Origin of the sequence: Thermogemmatispora sp. (assembly GCF_042408735.1) — a bacterium.
Classification (GTDB): Bacteria; Chloroflexota; Ktedonobacteria; order Ktedonobacterales; family Ktedonobacteraceae; genus Thermogemmatispora.
Genome location: NZ_JBHOQV010000109.1, coordinates 54,990 through 80,569, shown reverse-complemented (window position 1 = coordinate 80,569; position 25,580 = coordinate 54,990). Strand labels below are relative to the sequence as shown.

Genomic DNA, 25,580 nt, shown 5'->3' with positions numbered 1-25,580 from the left:
GAGGCGGGCCGGGCAATCAAGACTGAGCGCTGATGCCCGTCAGCGATGGCTCCTGCTCGGGGGCGACCTCCTGCAGGACAAGGGCCTCATAAAGGCGCCACTCTGGATCGAATTGGATCGTGGTCAGCTCAGCAGAGCCGTTGCTGCCCGAGCGCAGCACCACGCGCGACGCCTTGCCATCGACCAGCACCCAGGTCTGAGAGCGCGGCTCATAGCTGCAGTCCTGGAGCCAATCGGTACCGGCCTCCACTACGGCCTCGACTGTTGCTCTGCTCCAGGGATGGGTCAGTCGCGCCAGAAGCGCTCGCCCGCCGACGGTATCCGCCACGGTGAAGTGCTCGTTGTCAAGGATGCGCACCGCATGAGGATGATCCAGCCCTTCAAGCACCGGCCGCCATTCGCCGCTCTGACGATCGATAGCGATCACCATTCCCTGATGGAAGAGCGAGGCCAGTACGGCCCCCGAGGGATGTTCGGCTACCGCATTGACGTGGGTCGTCTGGCTGAGAGTGCCGTATTTCTCCTGACGATGGTCGCGCGTCTTGTCAAGCTGGCGGGGGACGCCGGTGGGAGTATGGGTGAAGCCATGGTCGGTCGCCCACCATTGCCAGAGAACCTCGCCCTGGCGGCTGACCTCGACAATGAGGTCCAGACCCGTGCTGGCGACCAGATAGCCGCGGGCGCTGCGCGAGATGGAATGAAGGGCGTTGAAGAGAGGCAGCGAGATGACGTCTCGGCGTAGCTCGCGCAAGAGCGGATCGACTTCGTGGATGCTGGTAGCAGTGGTCACCAGAATGCCTTGTTCAGAGGGCACCATCCCCGCCGCCATACTGAGCGGCAGCGTACGCTCAATAGTCTCCCCAACCACCAGGCAGAGTAGCCCGCCCAGGTCTTCGTCGGGCTTCTGAAGGCTGCCGCGCACCGTCAACGGGCAGGCCAACTGCTGGCCGGTGTCGGCCCAATGCTTTTTCAGCGTCGAGTGTCTGGTCGAGATGCAGCTGACAAGAAGATTCATGATCGTGCTTCTCCACCTTTCTGGCCCTGCTCTGCTCTCTTGCTCTCGGGCAAGGAAAGGCTCCATGCAAACATGATGTCATGACGACCGGTCATAGTGAACAAAGGCCGGGCCGCCAGCCCTCAGCGTCGGAGGCGCAGGCACAAAGGGGACCGAACCGTCGCCTGGTCTGGCCCGGCTCGGTCCGGTCCCCTGGCTCCATCGCCGCACGCACGTAGGTTCCTCTGCCCCGCCTTTGACGCCGTCCGCTTTGTTGATTTTGTCTATCAACAATGTCGAGTACATCCGTTGTTACTATACTACTGTAGAGAAGCGCGCCTTGTCAACCCTGGGGCCGCCGGAGCCGCCAGGGCAGGCCAGGGAGCGCGCCTTGAGACCCTTGACGCCAGCCCGGTCACGCGCTATCATCGGAGAGGCTACCAGAGAGGTATGAGAAAAATATCAACAGACCATCAAAAGATTGCAAAAGATTGGCAGGCCTGGAGAGAAGATGTTGAATAAGCTACGGGGACGCAATCTTGCTCATCCTGGCTGTCTGGTGGGAACGACCCTCGGGCTAACGCTCGGCCTGATTCTGGCGGCCCTCCTGGCGGTCAGCTTCAACGTGAATATCAACCTGGACCTGGCCATCTGGTTTGGGCTGACCGTGGTCTTGGGAGGAATTGGCTGGATCATTGGCGATCGCCTCTCCTCGCGCTTTCCTGCCCTTGAAGAAGAGCAGCCGCCACAGCCCTGACTGGGCTGGCCTCTCTCTTCTTCACCTGGCTGCCTTTCTGATCTTCCCTCCTGGCCTGCTGCCACCGGCAGCGCGTCGGCCGAGGGCAGGCAGGCAGACAGATGGACAGGCTAGCTGGCTGGTTGGCTGGCTGGGAGACTGGCACTCGCCGGCATTTTGTGGTATAGTTGTTTCTAACTACAAGGATCTCTCGGTCCCACTTCGCCCACCATGGGCGCGAGGCCAGACAGTGGGCCGGCTTCCTTGCCAGCAAGCTGAGCAAAGCCGCTCCAGCGCTCGGGCAATGACGCACAGTGCGTATCGTCGTTGACCGGCTCCGTATCACCGTGGTACCTCTGGCTGTGGTACCGTCGGCTCCGTGGTAGCCACCCTGGCGGCTCCCCCGGCCCCCTTCACCACACGCTGCTGACCACCGATACGGGTCCGTTCCTTTCCGTCCAATTCTGTCTTGTTCTATCTGCTGCTTCTGTGCAACCTTCCCCTTATGCAAGAAACGATGCGTAGCAGTGACGTGTCTGCCCGACACGGTTCAGGAGGACAAGCCATGCCAAAGAACGAGTTCCACCAGCCTGTTTCCGTGGATTCTGCCCCCAGGGGTAGCCGCTGCGAATGGTGCGGTGAGCCGGCGGAGCGGCAGCTTACAGCCATTGGCGGCCTCTATCACAACGACGGTGGCCTCTTCTGCCATCCCTGCGGCGAGAAGTTCATCCAGGCGGTGCTTAACTCGCTGCAGCTCTCCGGCCAGTTCGGCCTGAGCGCGCGCTAGCTCGCGAGCCGCCCCAGCCGCCTCTCCCCTCTCCCTTAGCGCCTGGGCCGCAGTCGAGCAATCAAGCCATCAGTCAATCCCCACCAGGGCCCATCCGGACCAACAAGCCGCCAGCGGGCAGGGGAAGATTACCCATCTGCGGGCCTCGAGTCTTCTCCCGGCTCAGGCAGCCGGATGGAGAGAAGAGACGAAGAGGAGGCCCTGACTGTCGTTAAGGCAGTCGAGGCCTCCTCGCGTTGTTGGCTGTCAGCGCCTTCGCGGCCTCTCTCTCGCCTCCGCGCCTGCCGTTCGCTCCCGCCTCCGCCTTTTGGGCGGTTGCTTTTGGGGGCGCGGCGGGCGCCAGGGGAAGCCAGGCTAGGCGTAGCGCTGAATGTATTCCTCGATGCGGAACTCGTGAGGCTCAACGACCTCGCGCGCCACGCGCTCCATCGTGGGCCGCTCCTCGCGGTAGAAGACGCCGATATATTGCTTCTCGCCATCGAGGGCGTACTCGAGCGCCTTGAGGCGGTTACTGGGATCATGCTCCGCCGGCAGCGATGTTACAGCGGCATCCCAGGCATCAAAGGTATTATAGAACGTCGGGCAGGGGCTGAGCACATGCACGAAAGCGAAGCCGCGGTGCAGGATAGCCTGCTCGATGAGGGACGCCAGTTCCTTGGGGCGAGCGGAGTAGCCGCGGGCCACAAAGCTCACGTTGAGCGAGAGGGCGGTGGCCACCGGATTGAATTGCGAGGCCAGCAGGCCATAGGGCGATGACTTCGTCTTATGGCCATGCGGGGAGGTCGGCGAGGTCTGCCCCTTGGTCAGGCCATAGGTCTCGTTATCCATCACAATGGCCGTAATATCGATGTTGCGCAGGGCGGCATGCACCAGATGACCTACGCCGATACTGAAGAAGTCGCCATCGCCCCCCACAGCGATCACAGTCAGGTCGGGCCGGGCCATCTTGAGGCCCTGCGCGACCGGAAGGGCGCGCCCATGCACGCTATGGAAGCCGAAGGTGCGAATAAAGTGGGGGAAGCGGCTGGAGCAGCCGATACCCGAGACAACCACCGTTTGATCGACCGGCAGCTGGAGGGCGGCCATGCTGCGCAGCGTCGCGTTGAGCACGCCGAAATCGCCGCAACCCGGACACCAGGTCGGCTTGACCTCGCTCTTGTAGTCCTTGAGAGTGAGCGTTGGAGTGGTTGACTGAACCACGGCTAACAAACCTCCTCAATAGCCCGCAGGATCTCGCCCGCGGTGAAGGGAATGCCCCCGAATTTATTGACACGAATCGGCTGCAGACCATACCTGGCCCCGAGCAGGTTGGCCAACTGGCCCGAGTAGTTGCATTCGGGCACGATGACCGTCTTGACCGAGCTGATGAAGCTGCGAATAGCACGGTCGGGCAGCGGCGAGAGAATGCGCAGATGCAGCGAAGCGACCTTGTAGCCCCTGGCACGCGCGCGGTCTACCGCCTCCTGGATGGCCCCCTCGGTCGAACCCCAGCCGATCAGGCCGATCTCCGCCGGCTGGTCACCGTAGGGTTCTGGCTGGGGCAGCTCTTGGGCCGCCGTCTCCAGCTTGCGAAAGCGCTTCAGCATCATGGCCGTGTGGTCTTCCGGCTCGTAGTCGGGATGGCCATGCTCGTTGTGCTCCAGGCCGGTCGCCGAATAGGGCAAGGCCCCAGGCCCGGGGACGGTCATGGGAGAGATGCCGCTGGCCGTATAGGCGTAGCGCGCGAAGCTGGTGGCCAGAGTCGCCGCTTCGTGCTTGCCGTTGCCGCTGGCCCCATTGGCGCCGTTGCTGTTCGCCTTGCCATACTCAAGACGGCCTTCGATGGTGAAGGGGCGAAAGACGCTGCGCTCAACACTCTCGACGCGTGCAGTTAAGGACTGATCGGTGAGGAAGAGGACCGGCATCTGATAGCGGTCGGCCATGTTGAAGGCCAGCCCCATCAGGGTGTAGCAATCGGCGACATTGGCCGGAGCCACGATCATGCGCGGCGTATCGCCGTGGCCGGCGTAGAGAGCGAAGCTGAGGTCGGCCTGCTCCATTTTGGTGGGCATGCCCGTGCTCGGGCCAGCACGCTGAGCATCGACAATTACCACCGGGAGCTCGGCCATCGAGGCCAACCCGATCAGCTCGGTCATCAGGGAGAAGCCCGGCCCCGAGGTCGCTGTCATGGCCCGCACACCTCCGAAGGAGGCGCCCAGCACCGCCGCCAGGGCCGCCATCTCGTCCTCCGCCTGCAAGAAGGTCCCCCCAACCTGCGGCAGCTCCTTGGCCAGGGCCTCCATGATGTCGCTGGCCGGGGTGATCGGGTAGCCGGCGAAGAAGCCACAGCCGGCAGCCAAGGCTCCAGCTACGACCGCCTGATTACCGTTGAGCACCACACGATCGGCCTTCTCCACAGGCCCAAGCTGATAGGGATCGCGCTTCTCGATCTTCTCACGGACGTAGCGATAGGCAACGTCCAGGGCCAGGCGGTTCTTCTCCATCAAGATGGGGTTGGCCTTGCGCGATTTGGAGAGGCGAGACTCGACCACCTGAAGCAAAGCCTCCAGCGGTGGCCCAAAGAGGCCAGCTATGGCCCCCAGCATGACCATATTCTTGGTCTGAAAGAGCTGCACTTCCTTGCGCGCTAGCTCGTTGAAGGGCACGGCATAGGTGATGAAGTCGTCGCTCTCGGGCGTAAAGTCACCAGGATCATAGACCAGCACACCCCCCCGGCGCAGGTCCTGGATATTGCGATCATACGCCTCTTTGTTGAGACAGACCAGGACGTCCGCATAGTCTCCCATCGATTTCACAGGGCGATCGCTGATGCGCACCTGGAACATACAGGGACCGCCCAGAATCTCCGCCGGAAAGGTGCGGAAGGTAAAGACATGATAGCCCCAGCGCGCGGAGGCGAGCGCCAGGATGTCGCCGCCCGAGATGGTCCCTTCGCCCGACTCGCCACCAATCCGAATCGTCACTTCATTCTCCATTGAATGCCCCCTCTAAAAATTCAACCGCGCCCTGTGCACAGAAATGGCGCGGCCCTGAAAAAGCGCTCCGGGATCCCACAGAGTGCCCGCGGCTAACGGCGGCCACGGTCGCTCTCTGCTCTCGCTCCGGTCTGCTTCTGCTTGACTGGCTTGCACTCGAAACAGGGTGCTTTGCCGATGGTACGGCTCCTGTGTTCACGATCCTGCTTACTACTGAATCGGCCAAAGCTCTCGCTGGCAACTGGCCTCCCCTTCCCTTTCTTCCCAGCTCAGGAACCGGAATGGGAAGCCAGTCTTGTGCTGGACTCTACACTTCCGATATTATAGCACAATGTGGAGCGTACGATGTATCGATCCAGCACTATGCTAAACCAAATGTCGCGGGTCCTTGCCCACTTTCCTGTCCCTTCCCTCTTCCCAGCTCACCCCAAGTATGCTACAATAGTGGTCGCAAGGGCCCATAGCTCAGCGGTTAGAGCAGCCGGCTCATAAGTGCGCCGCTGTGCTCTACCTGTCTCCGCTGCGCAGTGCAGCACCACTGGGACCGCTGTGGTTAAAGCCTGGCCTGACCCGATCCCGAAAGGGTTAGGGGACAGCAGCATGGCCAGAAAAGTACGGCTCGGGGGAAACTGCTTACCCCGCTCCGTGCAGCCAGGCCGTATATGGTGAGGAGGGTCTTCCGAACCCGAGATGTGCCCGCTTGGCCACCCGTGCGATGGCAGGATCGCGCACGTGTCCCGATTTGGCGACCGTGGTTATGAGGGTCGCCAATGGTCCCATCGGGCCAGCGGCTGGGAGCGCGGCATGTCGTAAGGGCACCTACGTACGGACCGAGGCAGGTAGGGAACTGCGGGATCACCTGACAGAACACGGCCTCAGACCTGACAACGGCTAGCCTCCTCCCTCTCAGGGGAGGCCACAGCTCCTCCGCCCCAAGAGGCGGCTGTCACCATGGTCAGCTTCCGTGTTCTCTGGTGACGGAGTGCCCATAGTACTCAAATGATCGGGGTAATGCCCGATACACGGGGAAGGGGCACAGGGCGCTGCCCCGCCCGGCGGCCAGCCAACGGCCCCGGCTCGCGGCTCAACAGCGCCTGGAGAGCCGTGTGCGCCGAAAGGCGCACGCACGGTTCGGGAAGGGATGGCCTCGCCTTGCGCTTCCTCCTTCCAGCGATCGAGGCTCGCTGGCTCGATCGCCCACAGGACGCGCACAGGCTCCGGTCGTCGGCTTCACCCGGTTGGTCCCTGGTTCGAATCCAGGTGGGCCCACTCTCTTTCTTCCTTCTCTCCCCCAGGAGACTTCTCCTGCTCGTCTCTCCCCCGCCAGGTCCTGCTATAGGACAGGCTCCGCCCTCGCCAGCCAGGCCGGCCCCGGCCTCCGCTTCCCGCTTCACCCGCTGCTTTTTTATTTCCTATTTCAGTGGGCAGCATTTAGCCACCGGCCGATGCGTGACCCGCGCCGACTCGTGCCACAACCTGCGCATGCAAGCGGGAGGAAAGCCTCGGTCTCCAGTGCGCCCCGCAGGCCCCCAGGCCGGCATGGGAGGCACCAGTTGACTCCCGAGAAGACGGTCTATACGAAACAAGCGGGAGAGATCGGAAGGGGGGAGAAGGGGAGGGGAGTGGTCGGCGCGAGGCGCGACCGCTCCCTCTACTGGTGGCGCAGGAGGAAGCGCTCCATACGCCTGAGCGCCTCTTCCAATTGATCGTAGGCGGCGCAATAGGCGCAGCGGACGTAGCCGGTGCCACAGGCCCCAAACGAGCTACCGGGCACGACCGCGACGCGCTCCTCGAGAAGCAGCTTTTCGGCGAACTCTTCGTCGCTCATACCGGTCTGGGCCACGCAGGGGAAGGCATAAAAGGCCCCTCGCGGCTCGCAGGTCGGCAGGCCAATGCGGTTGAGTCCGTCGACGAACATGCGCCGCCGCCGCGCATACTCGGCATGCATGGCACGCACGTCTTCCTCGCCGTGACGCAGGGCCTCCAGGGCCGCGACCTGGGCCACCGTGCTGGCGCACATAATCGCGTACTGATGCACTTTGAGCATGGCTTCCAGCAGGGTCGCCGGCGCCGCCACGTAACCAACACGCCAGCCCGTCATCGCATAGGCTTTGGAGAACCCGTCAAGCAAGATAGTGCGCTCGCGCATGCCCGGCAGCGAGGCCATGCAGACATGCTCTGTGTCGTAGACCAGGCGGCTATAGACCTCATCGACGACCAGGTAAAGGTCATGTTCCTGGGCTAAACGCGCAATGCCCTCCAGCTCGGCCCGCGGAATGACGGCCCCCGTTGGGTTGTTGGGGTTGCCGAGGAGAATCACCTTGGTGCGCGGCGTGATCAGGGGCGCGATCTCGGCAGCACGCACAGCAAAGTCGTAGCGCGCGTAGGTCGGAACCGGCACGACTACGCCGCCGGCAAAGAGAATATCGGCCTCGTAGGCAACGTAGCCGGGGTCGAGCGAGATCACTTCATCGCCTGGATCAACCAGGGCGCGCATCGCCAGATCAACCCCTTCGCTGACGCCTACGGTGATCAGGATCTCTTTCTGCGGATCGTACTGCAGGCCATAGCGACGCTGCAACATCGCAGCGATCTCTTCGCGCAATTCAAGGGTTCCATAGTTCGACGTGTAGTGCGTCTCTCCACGTCTGAGGGCTTCGATGCCCGCCTGGCGAATGTGCTCCGGTGTCACAAAGTCCGGCTCACCTACCCCGAGGGAAATGACGTCCGGCATGCTGTTGATGATGTCGAAGAATTTGCGAATGCCGGAGGGTTTGACGGCCCGCACTCGCTGTGAGAGCGCTTCGCGTTTGAGTGTGTCCATAACAAACTGCCTATCCCTTCTTGTGCACACGTCGAGGCAAGGTGCGGCGGGCAACGCCCGCGGTCGCCCGCTCTTTGGCTGCCAGGATCATCTGCCAGGCGGATGATCCCGCAGGTGCCTTCCTTGTTGGTGCCCTGTTGCCTCTGCTGTTTCCACTGTAGCACAAACGGGCTGAGGAGACAACGCCTCGCCTTCGCCCTCCCCCCAGATGGTCAGGGAGGCTCGCCTCTCCCCCGGTCGCCAGTCCGCGCGCGCTCAGGTGGCCAGACCCCGCAGCTTCTCGACGATGCCGGGCAGAACGGCCAGCACGGTCTCAATATCTTCTTCGCTGTTGTCTTTGCCCAGGGTCAGACGCAGACTGCCACGCGCCCACTGGGGCGGCAGGCCGAGCGCGACCAGGACGTGCGAGGGTTCAACCGAGCCGGAGGTGCAGGCCGAGCCGGTCGAGGCGGCGATGTTGAGCAGGTCAAGGTTGAGAAGGATCGACTCGCCTTCGACTCCCTCAAAGCAGAAGCTGGCATTGTTGGCCAGACGCCGCGTCGGATGACCGGTCAGACGGCTGCCGGGGATGCTGCTCAGGATGCCGTCGATAAGGCGATCTCGCAAGGCCCGCAGGCGCGGCTGTACCTGCTCCAGCTCCTCGTAGGCCAGACGCAGGGCGGTAGCTGCTCCAACGATGCCGGCCACGTTCTCGGTGCCGGCCCGTCTCCCTCGCTCCTGCGAGCCTCCTTGCAGCTGAGGCAGAAGGCGAACACCCTGACGGATGTAGAGGACGCCGACGCCTTTGGGACCGTAGAATTTGTGGGCCGAGAGCGAAAGCAGATCGGCGTTGAGCGCTTTGACATCGAGTGGCAAGGCCCCGGCAGCCTGTACGGCGTCAATATGGAAGGGGACCTTGCGCTGTCGGCAGAGGCGCCCGATCTCTTCAACCGGCTCGATGGTGCCGATCTCGTTGTTGGCATACATGATGGAGACCAGCACGGTGTCAGGGGTAATGGCCCGCTCAACAGCCTCGGGATCGACCAGGCCATACTCGTCAACGGGCAGATAGGTCACCGTGAAGCCAAAGCGCTCCAGGTAGCGACAGGTGTGCAGCACAGCGTGATGCTCGATGGCCGAGGTGATGATGTGCTTGCCTTTGTTCTGGGCCGCCAGGGCTACCCCTTTAATGGCCAGGTTGTCGCTCTCCGAGCCTCCTCCGGTGAAGACGATTTCGGTGGGCCGGCAGTTGAGAATGGCCGCGATCTCTTCACGGGCACGGTCGATGGCCTGCATGGCCCGCCGCCCAAGAGTGTAGATGCTGCTGGCGTTGCCATATTCGCTGGTAAGATAGGGCAGCATGGCCTCCAGCACTCGCGGGTCAAGGGCAGTCGTGGCCGCGTGGTCAAGATAGATGAATCGCTCAGACATGGTCTTTGCTCTTGCCTATTTGCTCGCCTGGCAAAGGCTTTATCCTTCGGTCTCTAATGGACCGTATCGCATGCACTCGATCTTGTTGCTGAATCGCTTAAGGACAGCGCTTACTACGCCACCTGTTGCCCCCGGCGACGTTTGCCAGACAGACGCCCTTGCCACGGGTCTCACTCAGCAGGCGAGAGGGCTAAAACAAGTTTCTTCCCTCTCTCGGCTGGCTCGCCGCCGACACGGGAACGCTTGCCTGATGGCTGCCTTCATTGTATCATAGGAGAAGCTCCCGTTCACGCGCCGTGAAGTCCCTAAGGTCTCTTTTGCTTTTTTGGAGATCATAGAGAGCAAGGGCTAGTTTTTTTTCTTTTTGATGTCCGCTCCGCTAAGGTCGAGTAGCGTAGAAAGGAACAGCTTCATGGGAGAGGAACTTTTTCTTAGTCTGATGCCCGACTTTGAAGCGCTGGAGGGCCAGCGCGTCCTTGTGCGGCCCTACCGCGAGGAAGATGCTCCGGCCCTCTTTGAGGCTATCGAGGAATCGCGCGCTCACCTGCGCCCGTGGATGCCCTGGGCCAACGAACATCAGCGTCTGGAGGAGACGCGCGATTGGATCAACCGCCAGCGTGCAGCCTGGCTGCTACGCGAGATGTATAGTTGCACGGTGCTCGAGCGGGCCAACGGGCACCTGGTGGGCGGTATTGGCTTGAAGCCTCACGACTGGCAGGCGCGCGTCTTTGAGATCGGCTACTGGTTACGCGCCACGGCCACGGGTCAAGGCTATATGACGGAAGCGACTCAGTTGGTGACCAGCTTTGCCTTGACTCGGCTGCAGGCCAACCGCGTCTTTATCCGCTGCGATGAGCGCAACGAGCGCAGCGCCGCTGTTGCGCGCCGCTTGGGCTTCGTCTTCGAGGGCTGCCTGCGCAACGAGTCTGTAGCGCCCGATGGCCAGTTGCGCAATACCCTGGTCTTCTCGCTGACGCCGGCCGATCGCTGGCAGGCCGCTCACTAAGCGAGAGCCAGGCCGGCAGCGATCGGCGACAGCTTCTCTCTGCTGTCTATGCCGGCGACGCCCCCGATGAAGACCGGGCCTGGTCTGCTGCCACTCTGCCGCCTGGTCTCGGCCGGCTTCCCAGCAGGAAAGGGCCGGCCAGGCGGCGGTCGCTGGCCCCTCTCTTAGAGACTACCCCAGTTATAGACGGTATCGGGCTGCACCCTGGGGCTATTGTAGGCCAGGGTAATGAGTTCGTGAGCTTGAAGGGGCAGGGCGTGGAAGTCGCCCTGATAGGGCTTCCCATCGACATAGACCGTCCAGCCCGTGCTCTGATCAAGCTGACCGGGGAAGCCACTGCCCAGGTCCAGGAACTTGTTCTTCCAGATGGCCAGAAATTGCCCCAGGGTAAAGCGCTCGTTCTGGGGGGCCTCAATATGGATGACTCCGGTGGTGTCATGGGTGTGCAGCCAGTAGATGCAGTCGCTGGCGATGCCAGTGTTGGCGGGAATCTGGATGGGCTGGCCATTGATATAGATCGAGAGGTGGGCGTGATAGTGTACCGCGACCTGCTCGCTGGCATCGCAGTAGACCCGATCGACCGGCGGATAGGCCGCATCGACAATCGGATGGCTCTGGCTCAGATTCTGGCTCTGACTCTGCCCCCCGCTTCCGCTGCGAATCAGAAAGTAGGCTCCTCCTCCCAGGAGCAGCAGTAAGATAACCACAATTCCACCAGATAAGAGGAGGCGGCGAAGCTGGGCCCGCTGACGCTCCCGCTCACGCCGCTGCTGCTCGCGCCGCCTGCGCTCTTCTCTCGCCTGCTTGATGCTCAGTTCTTGCTTGCGCTCTTCCACCCGCAACCCTCCGTTCAGAGTGCTCTGGCCCGGTCTCGCCGTGCGTCTGACGATGCCGCTAGCCTGCTGAGCCTTCCTTTTGCTCATCGTTCGTCTCCTGATGGTCATCCATGACTGGCCTTTTCTTTTTGAAGAAGCCTTCGTTCATGCTGCCGCTGCGGAAGCCGAGGAGGTCGAGGGTGACGTAGAGATAGCCGAGACGACGCAAACCTTCCGTGATTTTGCGGCTCGTCTCCTCTTCGATCAAGAGGGGCATGTCTTGCCGCTCAACCTCGATACGAGCTACATCCCCGTGATGACGCACACGCACCTGACGCAGGCCGAGATCGCGGAGGAGCTTCTCCGCTTGATAGATCTTTCGTAATGTCTCGATGTCGATGCGTGTCCCATAGGGAATGCGCGAGGAGAAGCAGGCGAGTGCGGGTTTATCCCAGACGGGCAAGCCCAGCCAGCGCGCCAGGGTGCGGATCTCGCTTTTGCGCAGACCGGCCTCCAGCAGGGGACCGCGCACACCGAATGCGCGGGCCGCGCGTTGTCCGGGACGGAAGTCGCCCTCGTCATCCTTGTTAACTCCGTAGGCCACATAGCGCAAGCCATGCTGCTGAGCCAGGGCTGTCAGGTGGGTGAACAGCTCGGTTTTACAAAAATAGCAGCGGTTGGGCTGATTGGCCAGGTAGCGCTCGTCTTCAAGCTCGTGCGTCTCTACAGTCAGAACCCGAATGCCCAGCTCGCCAGCCAGCTTCAAGGCGGCCTCACCCTCCTCGGGCGCGTAGGCGGGCGAGAGGGCCAGGGCCCCCAGAGCTTGCTCGCCCAGTTCATCGTGAGCCACTTTCAGGAGCAGGGTGCTATCGACGCCACCGGAATAGGCTACCAGGACCGATTGCATCTCTTTCAGGATGGCTCGCAGGCGTCGATATTTCGCCAGGGTTGTGGCGTCTGGCGCCGTGACGCGCTCGTCCTTCACTGAGGGAGTCGTGTACATAAGATTGCGGTGTTGCCTTTCTTCTCTCCTAAAGGGGAACGCCGGCGCTGGCCGTCCTCCTGCCACCCGCGATGGGGTCGCCGCGTTCCTCGCCGAGCTGATGATATACTGGTAGAGCAGCAGTGCGTTGAAGATCTCGGCTGCACGCGGTCAAGTGCTATTATAGCATGGCCGACAAGCCTGATCGATGCAAACGCCAGATACTCTGAGAGGCCCATCGTGAGCGAAGAGCCAGTGAGCGCCGCTATCCTGCTGGCCGCCGGTACTTCCAGCCGCATGGGCGCGGGCCGGCATAAGCTCCTCTTGCCGCTGGCCGGGCGTCCACTGCTACAGCATTGTTTGGAGGCGATCCTTGGGTCGCAGGCCCGTCCCCTGGTGATCGTGCTGGGTCACCGTGCAGAGGAGGTGCGGGCGGCCCTGAGCGACTACGCAGCTCATCCGGCGGTTGAGGTGGTCGTCAATCCCGCCTATGCCCAGGGCATGAGCACCTCGCTGCGCTGCGGTCTGCAGGCTCTGTTGGCCCGCGCCGCCCGCCTGGGCGAGCCACCGCCAGCCAGCGCCCTGATCTTTCTGGGCGATCAACCATTTATCTCCTCGCGCCTGATCGATCGGCTGATCGCCACCTGGCGCAGCTCTGGCCGACGCATCGTGGCCCCCAGCTACGGGGGAAAGCGCGGCAATCCAGTGCTTTTCACGGCTGACCTCTTTCCCGAGCTGGAGCAGGTCGAGGGCGACGAGGGCGGGCGCCGCGTCATCGAGCGCCATCGCAGCGAGCTAGCCCTCGTCGAGGTGGAAGAGCGCCTGGCCGCCTATGATGTTGACACCTGGGAGGCCTACCAGGCTGTCCTGGAGGGTCAGCCCGGCCAGGGTCAGGACAACGTCCCGCTCTGATCCGCTGGGACTGGGCGGGCCAGGCCCGGAGCGTCGGGCTGGCTGTTCTCAGATGGTTGGTCCCTGTGGAGCAAGCATGTGAGCGAGGAGGAAACCAATGCCTGAACAGCCTGAAGGACAGCCGCAGTCTCAAGACGCAAGGCGGGAGCAGGCCGCCTTCTGGCTCAGCTATGGGCGCGAGCTGTGGGGGGCGATCCGCTACGCTGAAGCCCTGGCAGCTGTCGAGCGGGCCTTAGCCCTGGCGCCCGACGATCCCGCCGCCTGGTACCTGCGCGGGGCTTGCCTCTGCCTGCTGGCTCGCCACGAGGAGGCTTTGGCCTCCTTTGAGGAGGCTCTGCGCCGGGACGGGCGCTATGTCCCGGCCTGGGATGGCAAAGCCTGGGCTTTGGGAGTACTGGGACGGCGCGCCGAGGCCCTGGCCGCCGTCGAGGAAGCCCTGCGCCTTGACCCTGACTATCTGCAGGCCCGCCTGCGCAAGGCACGTTTGCAGGCCACCGCCGAGGTCGACCCCGAACGGAGAGAGAGATAACTTCTCAGGTTGGGGCTAAGCTGGTTGGGCTGGACGCGGTCCGGTCTGACCAGACCAGGTCCAGGCGACCGCCTGGCTGTCTATCTGCCTGCACCAGCGCCCGGAGGTGAGACGGTGGGCAAGCGTTCAACGGCGTGGTAGGATAGTGGAGTGGTGGCCGATGGTTGAGCTAAGCTTCCCCTTTTTTGGCCCTTGCCCTTCTCTTCTTTTTCATCGACGCCAACCAGTCCGGGAAGGAGGCCGAGGCCACCGTCATGTCTGCCGCTGGCAGGCTAGCTAGCTTGACTCAGCGAGCTATCCGACCAGGAGCGAACGGAGAACAGTGAGCATGTCCTCATCACTGCTTGAGCAAGAGATTCGCAGTCAGCCCGAGGTTCTCGCCCGTCTGCTTGAACGGGAGCGCCCCCACGTAGAGCAGATTGTGGCCTCGCTGCCAGCCTTCAGCTATGTGTTGATCGCCGCCCGAGGATCGTCGGATCACGCCGCCCTCTACGCGAAATATGTCTGGGCGGCCCTGGCTGGCCACACGATAGCGCTGGCCACGCCCTCCCTCTACACCCTCTATGGCCGGGCACCCCGTCTCGAGGGGGCCCTTGTTGTGGGCATCTCGCAGTCGGGCCAGTCGCCCGACATCGTGGCGGTGCTGGAAGAGGGACGTCGCCAGGGCTGCCCAACGCTGGCCATCACCAACGACGCCAGCTCCCCTCTGGCACGGGCCGCCGACCACGTAGTCGCTCTCCATGCCGGCCCCGAGCGCAGCGTCGCCGCGACAAAGACCTATACTGCTCAGTTAACTGCTCTGGCGCTCTTCGCCGCCGCCTGGAGTCCCCAACCAGGCAGCCATCTGGCAGCTCTGGAAGCCCTGCCCGCCGCCCTTTCGCAGGTGCTGGACCGCTCGACGGAGATCTCCCGTCTGGCCGAGCGCTATCGCTATATGGACCGCTGCGTGGTCATCGGACGCGGCTTTAACTACGCCACGGCTTTTGAGCTGACGCTTAAGCTCAAGGAACTGACCTACGTGATGGCCAATGCCTATTCGTCCGCAGACTTCCGCCATGGGCCGATTGCCACGGTCGATGCGGGCCTACCGGCCATTCTGATCATGCCGCGCGACGCCACCTATGGCGATATGCGTGAGCTGGCCGAGGAGCTGGGGCGCCGCGGCGCAGAGCTGCTGGTCATCTCGGAGGACGCCGAGGCCCTGGGCCTGGCCCGCACGCCTCTGCCGCTGGTCAGCGGCGTGCCGGATTGGCTTAGCCCCGTGACGGCCATCGTGCCTGGCCAGGTGCTGGCGCTCCACCTGGCACTGACCCGTGGCTACAATCCCGATGTGCCGCGCGGCCTGCAGAAGGTCACGCTGACGCTCTAATCGGAGCCAGCCGTCACGCGCCCGCGCCTCCTGCCTGCCCCCCTCCTGGCTGAGCCGAGCGCCTCTCATCCGCTCAGGACAAAGCAATGCCCCGGCGTTTGTCCGGGGCATCCTTTGTCTTGCTGCCTGCCTACTCCGCCAGAGGGGCCAGCCGCTCGCGCCAGGACTCGCTGACAAAGGCCAGGCGCCCGCGACAGAGAACGGCCTGCAGGGCAAGCATTCGATCGAACATGAGCAGGTCGGCGTCGTAACCGGGCAGCAGCCTCCCTTTGCGCTGCCCGGCGCCGGCGGCCAGGGCGGGGTTGTAGGCCAGCATGCGCGCCGCCTCGCGCAGGGAGAAGCCCAATACCTGCACAACGTTGCGCAGCGCCTGCTGCATGGTCAGCACGCTTCCCGTGATGGTGCCATCTGGCAGGCGAGCTGCCCCATCGATGACGGTGGCTCGCTGGCCCCCAAACTCAAAGGAGCGCTCCGGACTGCCTGCCCCGCAGAGAGCATCGGTGATGACCACAGTGCGCTCAGGTCCCAGGGCCTTGACCAGGGCCTTCATGGCCGCCGGATGAACGTGAACCCCGTCGACGATTAGCTCACCACGCACGTGCTCCGCTTCAACCAGAGCGCCCAGCGGCCCAGGCTCGCGATGATGGAGTGGGCGCATGGCGTTAAAGCAATGGGTGACATGGCTGATCCCCAGGGCAAAAGCCCGCCGGGCCTGCTCGTAGGAGGCGTCGGAATGCCCCAGACTCACGGTCACCCCCGCCTCTAGAAAGCGGCGGATCATGGCCTCAGCCCCAGGCAGCTCGGGGGCCAAGGTGACCAGCCGGAGATGGCCCCGCGTTAGCTCCAAGATGCGCTCGGCCTCGGCCTCGCTGGGCTGGCGCAGCCACTCGGGCAGGTGGGCCCCCCTCCGCGCGCTGTTGAGATAGGGACCTTCCAAATGGATGCCCAACGGCTCGGCCAACGGCTCACGGCTGGCCCGACAGCGCTCAATCGCCTCCACCGCCGCTCTGAGCTGTGGCTCCGGTAGGGCATGGGGAACCCCTATCACTCCAATAAGAAAGGCTGTGGCACCACTGCCAGGCGCCCAACGGGCATAAGCGCAGATCTCGCTCGCATCCTCCGTGCTGAGATTGAAACCGCCTCCCCCATGCGTGTGGACATCGATGAAGCCCGGCAGTATGATGGCGTCCTCGGCTTCGATGACCAGGTCCGCCCTCTCTCCCTCACCTGACCGCTCAATCCTCCCATCGGCAACGGTGATGCTGCTGTCAGACAACTCGGCCAGTGCATCGACGAGTTGCGCTCCTTGAAAGGTGAATCTGCCCAAATACGTACTCCTTCACTGGTTCTTTGATTTGACAGCTGGTACCTCACACTGTGGAGTATTCCCAGGAGAAGAGAACTTTTCTACCTGCGACCACAGTATTATATAAAACGCGACCACACCCGCAATGAAAGGCATGTGTACGCGCCAGTACGCTCCTGCCCTCTAGCGCACCATCTCCCGACGGCACCTGAAGGCAAGTGGCTATGTGATCTATACAACTATTCATTTGTACCTCTAGGCACAAGAGTACCAGGTGATGAGCAACTTGGCAAGCCCATCCACCAGCCTGGCCTTCGGCCAGGGAGGCGAGAGGTAAGCGAGGCGGGCTGCGCTGCGTCCTGGCGGGTCAGGCAGGGAAGTACCAGGAGCTGGGTCGACCCGAGCGAGGGGTGAGCCAGGGAGAGGAGAGGAGGCAAAGCTGAGAAGCGGACGCAGGCGTCGAGCAGGCGAGCCAGGCTCAGAGGTGCTGTTGCCGAGACAACACGTGCCCGCCCGCCCGACGCTCTCACCTCAGCGAGGACGGGGCTTCCTCGCTGACGCAAGCCGAGGGAGGCATGCCGCGCTTAGGCCGCCTGACCTCAGTGAGCCAGCGCGGTGGCCACCTGCTTACCGGCGCGCTCGCCCAGCACCATGCCGGGCAGCATGCCCAGAGCGCCCAGTCCCTCGATAGCCAGGGCCGGAGCCACGGCTCCCAGGGGATGCAACTCGGGGACCATCTGCGGGGTGACCTCCAGGTCCACGGCCCAGGTGTAGGCTGGTTCCTGGTCGGCCAGCTCGGGCAGCCAGCGGTAGGTCAGCTCCTTCAGCCGGCAATGATAATGGGCGTCGTTGCGCGTCACCCCGGCGCGACCATAGCGGCCACCGGTTACCGTCAGCCGGCCCTCGCCCGGTCTGAAGTCCGCATAGGTATAGGGCAGGGCATCCCCAAAGATGGGGAAATCGGGCGGCAGCTCGGCACGGAAGGCCAGGGCATACAGGCGCGCGTTGGGGCGAGCGCCCGGGCCAATGGCCAGGATCAGGCCGCGGGTCAGCAGCGTGCAGCCGTCTGCCAGATGCAGGCGCCAGCCGCTGACCCCCCCAGGCAAGGGCACCTCTTCGTAGCTTATCACCGGCGCGTTGCCGCGCAGTTCGACGCCAGCGCGCCGGGCCTGGCGGGCCAGGTGGGCCAGCAGGGTGAGCGGGTGGACGCGCGCTTCATCCGGCAGCCAGAGGGCCGCATAGACTGTGCGCACGTTGAGTCGGCCCCCAGTGGCTTCCGCTACCTGGGCCGGGGTCCATAGCTCAGCGCGCAGGCCCATGCGCAGGCGCAGATGCGCCTCGCGGGCCAGGTTGCGGGCCGCACTGATCGTCTCGGCCAGGCTCAGCGAGCCAGTCAGGCGCAGGGAGAGCAGCGAATCGGGGAGAGCCGCCTCCCTGACCAGCGCGAAGAGCACTTCGGTTGTGGCGGGCCAGAGGGCAAGGGCTGGATGTCCCGCGGGCAGGGTGGTCAGGTCGGCATTGATGCCTACGCTTAATATGCCAGCATTGCGCCCACTCGTGCCGCGGCCAATGAGGGCATTGCGCTCCAATACCAGCACGCGCGCGCCAGCACGGCGGGCGCTCAGGGCCGCGCTTAGGCCAGCAACACCGGCCCCTATCACTACGACATCCAGCGGTTGAGCGGGAGGGCCTTCATCGACAATGTCCGGCAGATGGAGCTCCGCCTGCACTACGGGATCAAGGCCGTCCCACCAGGGGATCAGGGACTGAGGAACAGGAGTGGTTGGTGGAACTACGGTCGTGCGTCGATCAGGATCGGCTTCGGTCTGCGTTTCAACTCGCATAAAGCTCCTTTTCACAAGGGCAGTAGCGCGGCAATCCGTGCGAGATGCGCATCACCGTCCTCCCTCCCAAGGGCGCGAAGCCCTGGCGAGATAACGACGGCGGCACGCTACAGCATGCCCTCTGGGGAGCAATGCGTCAGGAGCAACCGGGCACATCCCGCAAGGCAGCCGGCTAGCGGAGGAGAAGAGCCGCGCGGCTCCTGGGCGATGGCGGTCCTGCACATCCCGGGCAGGCCACGCTACCACCTGACAACCATCCTATCTATGATTGATGATAAAAAGCTCTCCCCCGCTCTGTCAAGCCGGCAAGGCCGGGGCCGCCTTTCTCCTTCCTGGCGTCAGGCAGCTCCGGCCCACGCTGTCGCTGCAGGCCGCGTCAGGAAACGACCCTTTTCTGGAGCTGGCACCTTTCCGCCAGCTCAGGCTCTGGAGCCTGGCCCGCCCCTGGCTCGGAGGACTCACGAAAGCCCATCGCATAGAGCTTGGCGTAGACTCCGTTACGGGCCAGCAGCTCTTCGTGCCTGCCCTGCTCGACAACCTGCCCCTGTTGGAGCACGACGATCAGGTCGGCGTTCTTGATGGTCGAGAGGCGATGAGCGATCACAATGGCGGTGCGTCCCTGCAGCAAGCGCTGAAGCCCTTGCTGAACGATCAGCTCGGTGACGGTGTCGATGTTGGCCGTCGCCTCGTCCAGAATGAGGATGCGCGGGTCGGCCAGGAGCGCGCGAGCGAAGGCGATGAGCTGGCGCTGGCCCATACTCAGGTTGCGCCCACGCTCGCGGATGGGTGTCTCGTAGCCCTGGGGAAGGCGTTCGACCAGCTCGTGCAGGCCCACGGCGCGCGCCGCCGCGATGATCTCCTCGTCGCTGGCCTCCAGCCGACCGTAGCGGATGTTCTCTTTGACGGTCCCTGTAAAGAGAAAGGGGTCCTGGGGCACAACTCCGATCTGCCGGCGCAGCGAGCGCTGGGTGACGTCGCGCACATCATGCCCATCGATGAGGACAGCCCCCTCCTGGACATCGTAGAAGCGCGTGACCAGGCCGGCAATGGTGGTCTTACCGGCCCCGGTCGGCCCAACGATCGCCACGGTCTGCCCAGGCTCGATGTGCAGGTTTAGTCCGCGCAGCACCGTGTAGCGGGGTGTATAGCCAAAAGTGACGTTGCGAAATTCGATCTCGCCCCGGATCGGCGGCAGCTCGCGCGCCCCGGGCCTGTCGGTGATGTCCACGGGTATCGAGAGGATCTGATAAATGCGCTCGGCGGCCACGGCGGCACGCTGAAGCTGAGTGTACTGCATGCTCAGTTCTCGAATGGGATCAAAGAAGCGATTGATATAGAGGGTGAAGGCAACCAGGACGCCCACTTGCAGAGTGCCGCGCGCGACCTCCATCCCTCCGTAGACCACAACCAGGGCAATGGCGACCGCCGCCACGACTTCGACCAGCGGGAGCACGAGCGAGGAAATGCGGTTTGCCTCCAGGTTGGTATCACGATTGTAGGCGTTCAGTTCGTCGAACTCGCCACGGTTGCGCCCTTCACGCGCCAGACTCTGGATGACGCGCATCCCTGAAATATTTTCCTGGAGAGTGGCATTGACCAGGGAGATAGCAGCCCGGGTACGTCGGAAGGAGCGCTCGGCATGGCGCGACCAGAAGGCCGCGATGACGAACATGACCGGCAGGACGGCGAAGGAGAGCAGGGCCAGCCAGGCATTCATGGCGATCATGGCCCCGATGATGCCTACCAGGGCCACTAGCGAGCCGAGAATAGAGAGCAGACCGGAGCTGAGCATGCTCTCCAGTACGTCGATATCGCTCTGCAGGCGCGACATGACGCGCCCGATCTGGGTGCGATCGTAAAAGCTCAAGGCAAGCTGCTGCAGATGCTTGAACATGTCAGAGCTGAGCAGGTAGAGCACTTGTTGTCCCGCCCAGGACATGGTCCAGATTTGCCAGTATTGGGCCTGCCACATGACAACGTTGACTAGCAGGAGCAGCAGGCAGATCAGGGCCAGCCCCCCCAGGTCGCCCCGAGTGATGAACTGGTCGATGGCGACCTCGATGAGGTAGGGATTGGCCAGGTTGGTGGCGGTGTAGATGAGCATCAGCAGGACACTGAGGGCGGTGAGTCCCTTGTAGCGCGCCAGATAAAGACCAAAGAGGCGAATGGAGCGCCAGTCAAAGCGGCGCGTCTCGCTCTCGTCGGCACTGGCCAGGGTGTTCTCCTCCCACAAGAGCCGGCGCCGTCGCTCCAGATAGGCGCGGCTGGCCTGGTGTCGCCCGGCTTGTCGCCGCTGATCCTTCATCTCTTCCCTCCTCTCTGCTGACAACAGCTCTCCTTCGTCAGGATCGGCGATTTCGCTGGCTCCTCAGCCCGGTTGGCCTCTCCGCCGTGAGTAGGGTGCTGCTGTCGATAATAGCGTTCCTCAAATTCCTCCTGCTCGCGCAACTGCAGGTCGTAGAGGCGGCGATAGAGGCCGTTGCGAGCCAGGAGACTTTCGTGCGTGCCTCGCTCAACGATGCGCCCCCGGTCAAGAATGAGAATCTGATGGGCGTGCTTGATGGTGCGCAGGCGCGAGGCCACAACGAAGGTCGTGCGCCCGCGCATGACCGCCTCCAGGGCTTGCTGGATCAAATACTCGGTCTCCATGTCGACGCTGGAGGTCGAGTCGTCCAGGATGAGAATGGGAGGGTTGAGGAGCAGGGTGCGCGCAATGGCAATGCGCTGCTTCTGCCCTCCGGAGAGAGTCACGCCGCGCTCCCCAACCCAGGTGTCGTAGCCGTTGGGCAGGCTGCAGATGAAGTCGTGGATGCGGGCGATTTTGGCCGCGGCTACGATCTGTTCATCGCTGGCCTCCTCCACTCCATAGGCGATGTTTTCGCGCAGGGTGGCATTGAAGAGGAAGACGTCCTGCAGGACCAGCCCGACGGAGCGCCGCAGTGAGGCCAGGGTCACCTGGCGCACGTCGTGACCATCGATGGTAATCCGCCCGGCGCTGACGTCGTAGAAGCGCGGGAGCAGGTGCAGCAGGGTGCTCTTGCCAGCCCCGGTGGCTCCAAGAATGGCGATGATCTCGCCCGGTCGGGCCTCGATGGAGATATCGTGCAGGACCTCCTGTCCGCCCGCGTAGGCAAAGGAGACGCGCTCGTACCGGATATGGCCGCGCACGTCCCGTAGCTCGCGCGCCCCCGGGGCATCGGTGATTACGGGGGGCGTGTCGAGTATCTCGAAGATGCGGGCCGCCGAGGAGATGCCCCGCATGAACCAGGTCACCATGAAGCCCAGCGTGCGCGTCGGCGTCCCCAACACCAGCACATACTGGGTGACCGCTACCAGCGTGCCCAGGCTCAGCCGATGACCAATGACGGCTACTCCTCCTACCCAAACCAGCAGGACGGTGATCAGGTTGAGAACGAGCACCATCAAGGGCTGATTCCAGGCCGAGAGACGCATGGCCTCTAGATTCAGCTCGCGAAGTTTGCGATTCTGTCGATCGTATTTCTCGACTTCGAACGGCTCGCGGGCAAAGGATTTGACAATGCGCATGCCACTCAGGCTCTCTTGCATGATGGTGCCCAGTACACCGTTCTCTTGCTGAACCTTTTCCCAGAGCGGGCGCAGGCGCTTGCCCACCTGGACAGCCAGCAGCATCAACAGAGGGACGCTGAGAAGTGTGATGAGAGCAAGAAAAATGTCAAGCTGAAGCAAAATAATAGCTACAGCGCCAAAGGTAACAATTGCCACAAGAGCACGCAGCAGCCCCAGAGGAATAAAGTTGCGCACCCCTTCGATATCAACGGTCAGCCGCGACATGAGTTGACCGGTCTCGGCATCATCATGAAAAGAGAAGTCGAGCCGCTGTAGGTGGTCGTAGACCTGGTTGCGTAGATCATAGGCAACATGACAGGAAACGGCCTGCGAGAGATAGCTCTGACCGTAGGAAAAGAGGCCGCGCAGGGCGCTGATGAGCAGAATGGCGCCCGCGGCCAGCAAGAGGCTGTGAAATTGCCCCCCTCTGATGCCGACGTCGATGACCCAGGCCAAGAGCCAGGGGACCACCAGAGCCGCTACGGTGGCCAGGACCATCGAGATGACCGCTCCTAGCGAGGAGAGCCAGTAAGGCTTCAAGAGGCCTATGATGCGCTTGCAGATGCGCCAGTTGCTTCTCCACCAGGCAATATCGAGGGAAAAGAATGTTTTGCGCATCGCTTCGGCGACGATCGCTGACATGAGATGTGTTCCTTTCTGGCAGGCATCGACCGCAACGGGTGAGGACTTCTATCGGACAGGCCCGGCGAGAGGACGCACCGCCTGTTCCGGAAGATTTGGGCGTTCCTCCAGAAACAGTCTAGGCGCCTATAGCTGACAAAGAGCTGTCAGTCTTTGGCTCAATCGGAGAAAGAAAGGATGAAATTGGCTGAGCCAGAGAGCCGCTGGCTCGCTTTAGCGCCCATTCAGGGAACAAGCAAGCGGCAGATGCGATTCAGAGCGGCACGATGAGGCAGAGTGTTCCACATTATCCCTTGTCTTTTCAGAAGGATCGTTCCATACTAGAGGTATGCAGAAGATAGAGCGCTTGCTGGCGATTACTCTGCTCCTGCAAGCACGCGGGAAGATGACGGCCCAGCGGCTGGCCAGCATTCTGGGGGTTTCAGCACGCACCATCTATCGCGATATCGATGCTCTTTCGCTCGCCCATGTGCCCATCGCGATGGATTATGGCCCGGGCGGTGGCTACTATCTTGCAGATAACTACCATTTTGATGCAAGGGTATTTACGCGCGAGGAAGCGGTCTCGCTGGTGCTCGGTGTAGATATGGCCGGCAACTACAGCCTCTTTGCCGACGACGATGATTTGCACCGGGCCTTGTTTAAGCTGGAGGCCGCCCTGCCAGAGGAGTATCGCGCCGACATCAAGGCTGCGCGCGAGCATATTTTGTTTGATACCACGGCTTGGGACGGCGATGGGACAACGGGGGCCTTCCTGGAAAGCATTCGTGATGCGGTGCTGGCCGGGCGCCGCCTCGATCTGCTCTATCCCTGGACGACACGCCAGGCCATGCCGGCCCTGCGCTGGCTGCGGGTGGATCCCTACGGCCTGGTCTATAAGGGGCTGACATCGCGCCAGGTGCGTACCGGGGTCTGGTACCTGGTGGCTTTCTGCCATGTGAGTCAGGCGATCGAGATCTTCCGCGTGGGCTATATTCAGGATCTGCGTGTTCGCCAGGAGCGGATTCAGCCACGACCGGATTTCGATTTGGCGAGCTATTGGAGGGAGGCGCGGCGTCACCTGACCGAGAAGGAGCAGCCGCTGGCGGTTACCCTGCGCGTCAAAGCGGCGGCGCGCTACCGCCTGCGCGGCAACTATGCCGTGCTGCGCGAGGAGGCCGATGGAAGCGTGCTGGTGCGCGTGCAACAGGAGTCGCTGCAGGAGGCCGTGGCCTTCGTGCTCTCTCTGGGCAGCGAGGCCGTGGTCCTTAGTCCGGCTCGCCTGCGGGCCGCAGTGCTGACCACGGCAGAGCGCATTGCAACGCTCTATCGTGAGGAGGTGAAGGACGCTTCTAACTTCTAGTCAGGCCAGACTGCGTAGCGGCATCGGCAGCGGCAGCGCCCCGTCTGCCTGGCAGGCCGCTTCCTCTCCGGCCTGTCAGGAGGGGGTTCCGGCTCGTACCTGCCCACTCAGGGAGGCACGCAGGAAAGGTTTGGAACGCTGGAAATAGGTCTTGGCGGTGGCTTCGGGCATGCTGAGCGCCTGCCCAATCTCTGCAAAGCTCAATTGGGCCGTGTAGCGCAGCAGCACAACGGCCCGAAAGCGGGGCGGTAAGCCTTGAATGGCTCCTAAAAGCAGCCGCTGGAGATCACGACGCTCGGCTAGCTCCTCGGGCAGCGGGCGCCCATCCGCTATGCTTTCGACGGCCATGGGCAGCTCCTCTTCTTCTCCGCCTCCTCCCCCACTCTCTAGTTCGGAGAAGGTCAGGGCCCTCTTTCTTCTGAGTTCATCAAGACAGCGATTGCGCGCGACCTGGAAGAGCCAGGGCTTCAGAGGAACTCCCAGGTGGAGGCCGGGCAGCGAGAGATAGAGCTGGAGAAAGACTTGCTGCAAAATATCGCAAGCCTGATCGTAGTCGCCAAGAAAGTGACAGATGAAGCTGAAAAGCGGGCCACTGTAGCGCTGGACGAGCGCTTCAAAGGCCCTTTCGTCTCCCTCCAGAGCACGCTGGGCAAGGTGCCCATCGCTTGGGCGCTTCCCTCGCCAGGAACTTTCTTGTTTCTGATCTATTTGCATACACCGTTGCCTCGCTTTCGTTCTTCCTACTAAACAGGGTAGCGTCTTTCAGCACATAAGACAAGCGCAAGCGCGGCGGATAAGCTCCGCTGTGGGCTTTTCTAAGCAGAAACTAACCTTTGTCAGCTCAGCTCTGCCCCCCAAGACGCCGGCCGGGCCAGCCTGGCTCTCCGGCTTCTGCCGGCTCGGCAAATTCGCTACGCCGGCCCAGGACTAGGAAGGCTCTTGTCTTCCGCTGACCTGCCCATCTCGCTGGTCCAACTCCAGTTTGTTCGGCGGGGAAGCCGGCTCCGGCTGGCACTGCTCTTCAAGGACAAGGTCGGCTCCGGCTGGATAGGCTTTTAAGACGGCTGCCAGCACGAGCGCAAGGGCCTCGCTGTCTAGCCGGAGCTGCTGCGCTTCGCTTTCTTCGCTGCCCCCACCCCAGTAGCGCACTCGGCTGAGCCGCTGCTCGTAGCGCTCAAGCCGCTCAAGCAGATGGATCAGGCTCCATTGGAGGGTCAGACCGTCCCTCCTGGCCGCCAGGACAAGCTTGTTGAGCAGTGAGAAGTTCATTTTCTTATCCTTTCTGTACACTTGCTCCGATCTTCCTTCCATGGGAATCTTTTTCTTTATGCAGTATATTCTTAATCAGCATCTGATGCAAGCAAATAGACAGCCAGGCCCGCACCACCCGTGGCTCCGAAAGCGCTCCCTGGCCGAGTCAGCCCCTGCTCCAGAGATCCTAGCTCCCGCAACTTTCTCGGCCGCTCCCACGTCTAACTCTAGTGGAACTAAAGAGGAACCTGAAAGGCAAGAGCCGACT

20 protein-coding genes are annotated in these 25,580 nt (G+C 62.8%); 7 read left to right on the top strand and 13 right to left on the bottom strand.

Features of this window, described 5'->3' with window-relative positions; translation table 11 throughout:
* Window positions 1–16 precede the first annotated feature (16 nt).
* Window positions 17–1,015 (bottom strand): hypothetical protein, encoded by a 999-nt coding sequence (locus ACFMO7_RS09300; RefSeq protein ID WP_376795207.1) that lies wholly within the window; start codon window positions 1,013–1,015, stop codon window positions 17–19.
* Window positions 1,016–1,505: 490 nt separating this feature from the next.
* Between ACFMO7_RS09300 and ACFMO7_RS09295 the strand changes: the two genes are divergently transcribed.
* Both ACFMO7_RS09295 and ACFMO7_RS09290 read left to right on the top strand, forming a co-directional pair.
* Window positions 1,506–1,751, top strand: coding sequence for a hypothetical protein (locus ACFMO7_RS09295; RefSeq protein WP_376795206.1), 246 nt, complete (start codon window positions 1,506–1,508; stop codon window positions 1,749–1,751).
* 544 nt (window positions 1,752–2,295) lie between these two features.
* On the top strand, window positions 2,296–2,517 hold the full coding sequence (locus tag ACFMO7_RS09290) for a hypothetical protein (RefSeq protein ID WP_376795205.1): 222 nt from the start codon (window positions 2,296–2,298) through the stop codon (window positions 2,515–2,517).
* Window positions 2,518–2,871: 354 nt separating this feature from the next.
* Here the strand turns inward: ACFMO7_RS09290 and ACFMO7_RS09285 are convergent, their stop codons facing one another.
* The 4 genes from ACFMO7_RS09285 to nifS all read right to left on the bottom strand — a co-directional run bounded on the left by ACFMO7_RS09285 (window position 2,872) and on the right by nifS (window position 9,726).
* Entirely contained in the window at window positions 2,872–3,717 is an 846-nt protein-coding gene (locus ACFMO7_RS09285; protein ID WP_376795221.1) for a 2-oxoacid:ferredoxin oxidoreductase subunit beta, read from the bottom strand.
* A 2-nt stretch (window positions 3,718–3,719) separates the two neighbouring features.
* On the bottom strand, window positions 3,720–5,492 hold the full coding sequence (locus tag ACFMO7_RS09280; RefSeq protein ID WP_376795204.1) for a 2-oxoacid:acceptor oxidoreductase subunit alpha: 1,773 nt from the start codon (window positions 5,490–5,492) through the stop codon (window positions 3,720–3,722).
* 1,651 nt (window positions 5,493–7,143) lie between these two features.
* Window positions 7,144–8,316: an aminotransferase class I/II-fold pyridoxal phosphate-dependent enzyme gene (locus tag ACFMO7_RS09275; protein ID WP_376795203.1), complete on the bottom strand. Its 1,173-nt coding sequence runs from the start codon at window positions 8,314–8,316 to the stop codon at window positions 7,144–7,146.
* A 255-nt stretch (window positions 8,317–8,571) separates the two neighbouring features.
* Window positions 8,572–9,726: a cysteine desulfurase NifS gene (nifS, locus tag ACFMO7_RS09270; RefSeq protein WP_376795202.1), complete on the bottom strand. Its 1,155-nt coding sequence runs from the start codon at window positions 9,724–9,726 to the stop codon at window positions 8,572–8,574.
* Between the two features lie 412 nt (window positions 9,727–10,138).
* Here nifS and ACFMO7_RS09265 point away from each other — a divergent pair, with 412 nt between their 5' ends.
* Window positions 10,139–10,732, top strand: a complete 594-nt coding sequence (locus ACFMO7_RS09265; RefSeq protein WP_376795201.1) for a GNAT family N-acetyltransferase — start codon at window positions 10,139–10,141, stop codon at window positions 10,730–10,732.
* A gap of 164 nt (window positions 10,733–10,896) precedes the next feature.
* Here the strand turns inward: ACFMO7_RS09265 and ACFMO7_RS09260 are convergent, their stop codons facing one another.
* A complete protein-coding gene (locus tag ACFMO7_RS09260; RefSeq protein ID WP_376795200.1) occupies window positions 10,897–11,655 on the bottom strand; it encodes a hypothetical protein in 759 nt (252 codons plus the stop codon).
* The gene (gene larE, locus ACFMO7_RS09255) at window positions 11,627–12,550 is read right to left on the bottom strand and encodes an ATP-dependent sacrificial sulfur transferase LarE (RefSeq protein ID WP_376795199.1); all 924 of its coding nucleotides are present in this window, start codon (window positions 12,548–12,550) and stop codon (window positions 11,627–11,629) included. The genes ACFMO7_RS09260 and larE overlap by 29 nt, the downstream gene beginning before the upstream one ends.
* Window positions 12,551–12,769: 219 nt before the next feature.
* Between larE and mocA the strand changes: the two genes are divergently transcribed.
* The 3 genes from mocA (at window position 12,770) to ACFMO7_RS09240 (ending at window position 15,339) form a co-directional block, all read left to right on the top strand.
* On the top strand, window positions 12,770–13,441 hold the full coding sequence (mocA, locus tag ACFMO7_RS09250; RefSeq protein WP_376795198.1) for a molybdenum cofactor cytidylyltransferase: 672 nt from the start codon (window positions 12,770–12,772) through the stop codon (window positions 13,439–13,441).
* Window positions 13,442–13,538: 97 nt separating this feature from the next.
* Window positions 13,539–13,970: a tetratricopeptide repeat protein gene (locus tag ACFMO7_RS09245; protein ID WP_376795197.1), complete on the top strand. Its 432-nt coding sequence runs from the start codon at window positions 13,539–13,541 to the stop codon at window positions 13,968–13,970.
* A 328-nt stretch (window positions 13,971–14,298) separates the two neighbouring features.
* On the top strand, window positions 14,299–15,339 hold the full coding sequence (locus tag ACFMO7_RS09240; RefSeq protein WP_376795196.1) for an SIS domain-containing protein: 1,041 nt from the start codon (window positions 14,299–14,301) through the stop codon (window positions 15,337–15,339).
* Window positions 15,340–15,469: 130 nt separating this feature from the next.
* On the opposite strand, the gene nagA is transcribed toward ACFMO7_RS09240, so the two are convergent.
* The 4 genes from nagA to ACFMO7_RS09220 all read right to left on the bottom strand — a co-directional run bounded on the left by nagA (window position 15,470) and on the right by ACFMO7_RS09220 (window position 22,719).
* Complete coding sequence (gene nagA / locus ACFMO7_RS09235; RefSeq protein ID WP_376795195.1) at window positions 15,470–16,666, bottom strand: N-acetylglucosamine-6-phosphate deacetylase; 1,197 nt, start codon at window positions 16,664–16,666, stop codon at window positions 15,470–15,472.
* Window positions 16,667–17,244: 578 nt separating this feature from the next.
* The gene (locus tag ACFMO7_RS09230) at window positions 17,245–18,489 is read right to left on the bottom strand and encodes an NAD(P)/FAD-dependent oxidoreductase (RefSeq protein ID WP_376795194.1); all 1,245 of its coding nucleotides are present in this window, start codon (window positions 18,487–18,489) and stop codon (window positions 17,245–17,247) included.
* Window positions 18,490–18,865: 376 nt separating this feature from the next.
* Entirely contained in the window at window positions 18,866–20,794 is a 1,929-nt protein-coding gene (locus ACFMO7_RS09225) for an ABC transporter ATP-binding protein (protein WP_376795193.1), read from the bottom strand.
* Window positions 20,791–22,719 carry an ABC transporter ATP-binding protein gene (locus tag ACFMO7_RS09220; protein WP_376795192.1) on the bottom strand — a complete coding sequence of 643 codons (1,929 nt, stop codon included), beginning with the start codon at window positions 22,717–22,719 and terminating at the stop codon, window positions 20,791–20,793. The genes ACFMO7_RS09225 and ACFMO7_RS09220 overlap by 4 nt, the downstream gene beginning before the upstream one ends.
* A gap of 328 nt (window positions 22,720–23,047) precedes the next feature.
* Here ACFMO7_RS09220 and ACFMO7_RS09215 point away from each other — a divergent pair, with 328 nt between their 5' ends.
* Window positions 23,048–24,061, top strand: a complete 1,014-nt coding sequence (locus tag ACFMO7_RS09215) for a helix-turn-helix transcriptional regulator (protein WP_376795191.1) — start codon at window positions 23,048–23,050, stop codon at window positions 24,059–24,061.
* A gap of 75 nt (window positions 24,062–24,136) precedes the next feature.
* Here the strand turns inward: ACFMO7_RS09215 and ACFMO7_RS09210 are convergent, their stop codons facing one another.
* Together ACFMO7_RS09210 and ACFMO7_RS09205 are read right to left on the bottom strand one after the other, a co-directional pair.
* Entirely contained in the window at window positions 24,137–24,775 is a 639-nt protein-coding gene (locus ACFMO7_RS09210; protein WP_376795190.1) for an RNA polymerase sigma factor, read from the bottom strand.
* A gap of 213 nt (window positions 24,776–24,988) precedes the next feature.
* A complete protein-coding gene (locus ACFMO7_RS09205; RefSeq protein WP_376795189.1) occupies window positions 24,989–25,330 on the bottom strand; it encodes a hypothetical protein in 342 nt (113 codons plus the stop codon).
* Between the last annotated feature and the right edge of the window lie 250 nt (window positions 25,331–25,580).

What these genes read in the sequence shown, in the direction of transcription:
- ACFMO7_RS09300 (WP_376795207.1), bottom strand. Translation starts at nt 1,015, where the DNA reads ATGAATCTTCTTGTCAGCTGCATCTCGACCAGACACTCGACGCTGAAA.
- ACFMO7_RS09295 (WP_376795206.1), top strand. Translation starts at nt 1,506, where the DNA reads ATGTTGAATAAGCTACGGGGACGCAATCTTGCTCATCCTGGCTGTCTG.
- ACFMO7_RS09290 (WP_376795205.1), top strand. Translation starts at nt 2,296, where the DNA reads ATGCCAAAGAACGAGTTCCACCAGCCTGTTTCCGTGGATTCTGCCCCC.
- ACFMO7_RS09280 (WP_376795204.1), bottom strand. Translation starts at nt 5,492, where the DNA reads ATGGAGAATGAAGTGACGATTCGGATTGGTGGCGAGTCGGGCGAAGGG.
- ACFMO7_RS09275 (WP_376795203.1), bottom strand. Translation starts at nt 8,316, where the DNA reads ATGGACACACTCAAACGCGAAGCGCTCTCACAGCGAGTGCGGGCCGTC.
- nifS (WP_376795202.1), bottom strand. Translation starts at nt 9,726, where the DNA reads ATGTCTGAGCGATTCATCTATCTTGACCACGCGGCCACGACTGCCCTT.
- ACFMO7_RS09265 (WP_376795201.1), top strand. Translation starts at nt 10,139, where the DNA reads ATGGGAGAGGAACTTTTTCTTAGTCTGATGCCCGACTTTGAAGCGCTG.
- ACFMO7_RS09260 (WP_376795200.1), bottom strand. Translation starts at nt 11,655, where the DNA reads ATGAGCAAAAGGAAGGCTCAGCAGGCTAGCGGCATCGTCAGACGCACG.
- larE (WP_376795199.1), bottom strand. Translation starts at nt 12,550, where the DNA reads ATGTACACGACTCCCTCAGTGAAGGACGAGCGCGTCACGGCGCCAGAC.
- ACFMO7_RS09245 (WP_376795197.1), top strand. Translation starts at nt 13,539, where the DNA reads ATGCCTGAACAGCCTGAAGGACAGCCGCAGTCTCAAGACGCAAGGCGG.
- ACFMO7_RS09240 (WP_376795196.1), top strand. Translation starts at nt 14,299, where the DNA reads ATGTCCTCATCACTGCTTGAGCAAGAGATTCGCAGTCAGCCCGAGGTT.
- ACFMO7_RS09230 (WP_376795194.1), bottom strand. Translation starts at nt 18,489, where the DNA reads ATGCGAGTTGAAACGCAGACCGAAGCCGATCCTGATCGACGCACGACC.
- ACFMO7_RS09225 (WP_376795193.1), bottom strand. Translation starts at nt 20,794, where the DNA reads ATGAAGGATCAGCGGCGACAAGCCGGGCGACACCAGGCCAGCCGCGCC.
- ACFMO7_RS09220 (WP_376795192.1), bottom strand. Translation starts at nt 22,719, where the DNA reads ATGTCAGCGATCGTCGCCGAAGCGATGCGCAAAACATTCTTTTCCCTC.
- ACFMO7_RS09215 (WP_376795191.1), top strand. Translation starts at nt 23,048, where the DNA reads ATGCAGAAGATAGAGCGCTTGCTGGCGATTACTCTGCTCCTGCAAGCA.
- ACFMO7_RS09210 (WP_376795190.1), bottom strand. Translation starts at nt 24,775, where the DNA reads ATGCAAATAGATCAGAAACAAGAAAGTTCCTGGCGAGGGAAGCGCCCA.
- ACFMO7_RS09205 (WP_376795189.1), bottom strand. Translation starts at nt 25,330, where the DNA reads ATGAACTTCTCACTGCTCAACAAGCTTGTCCTGGCGGCCAGGAGGGAC.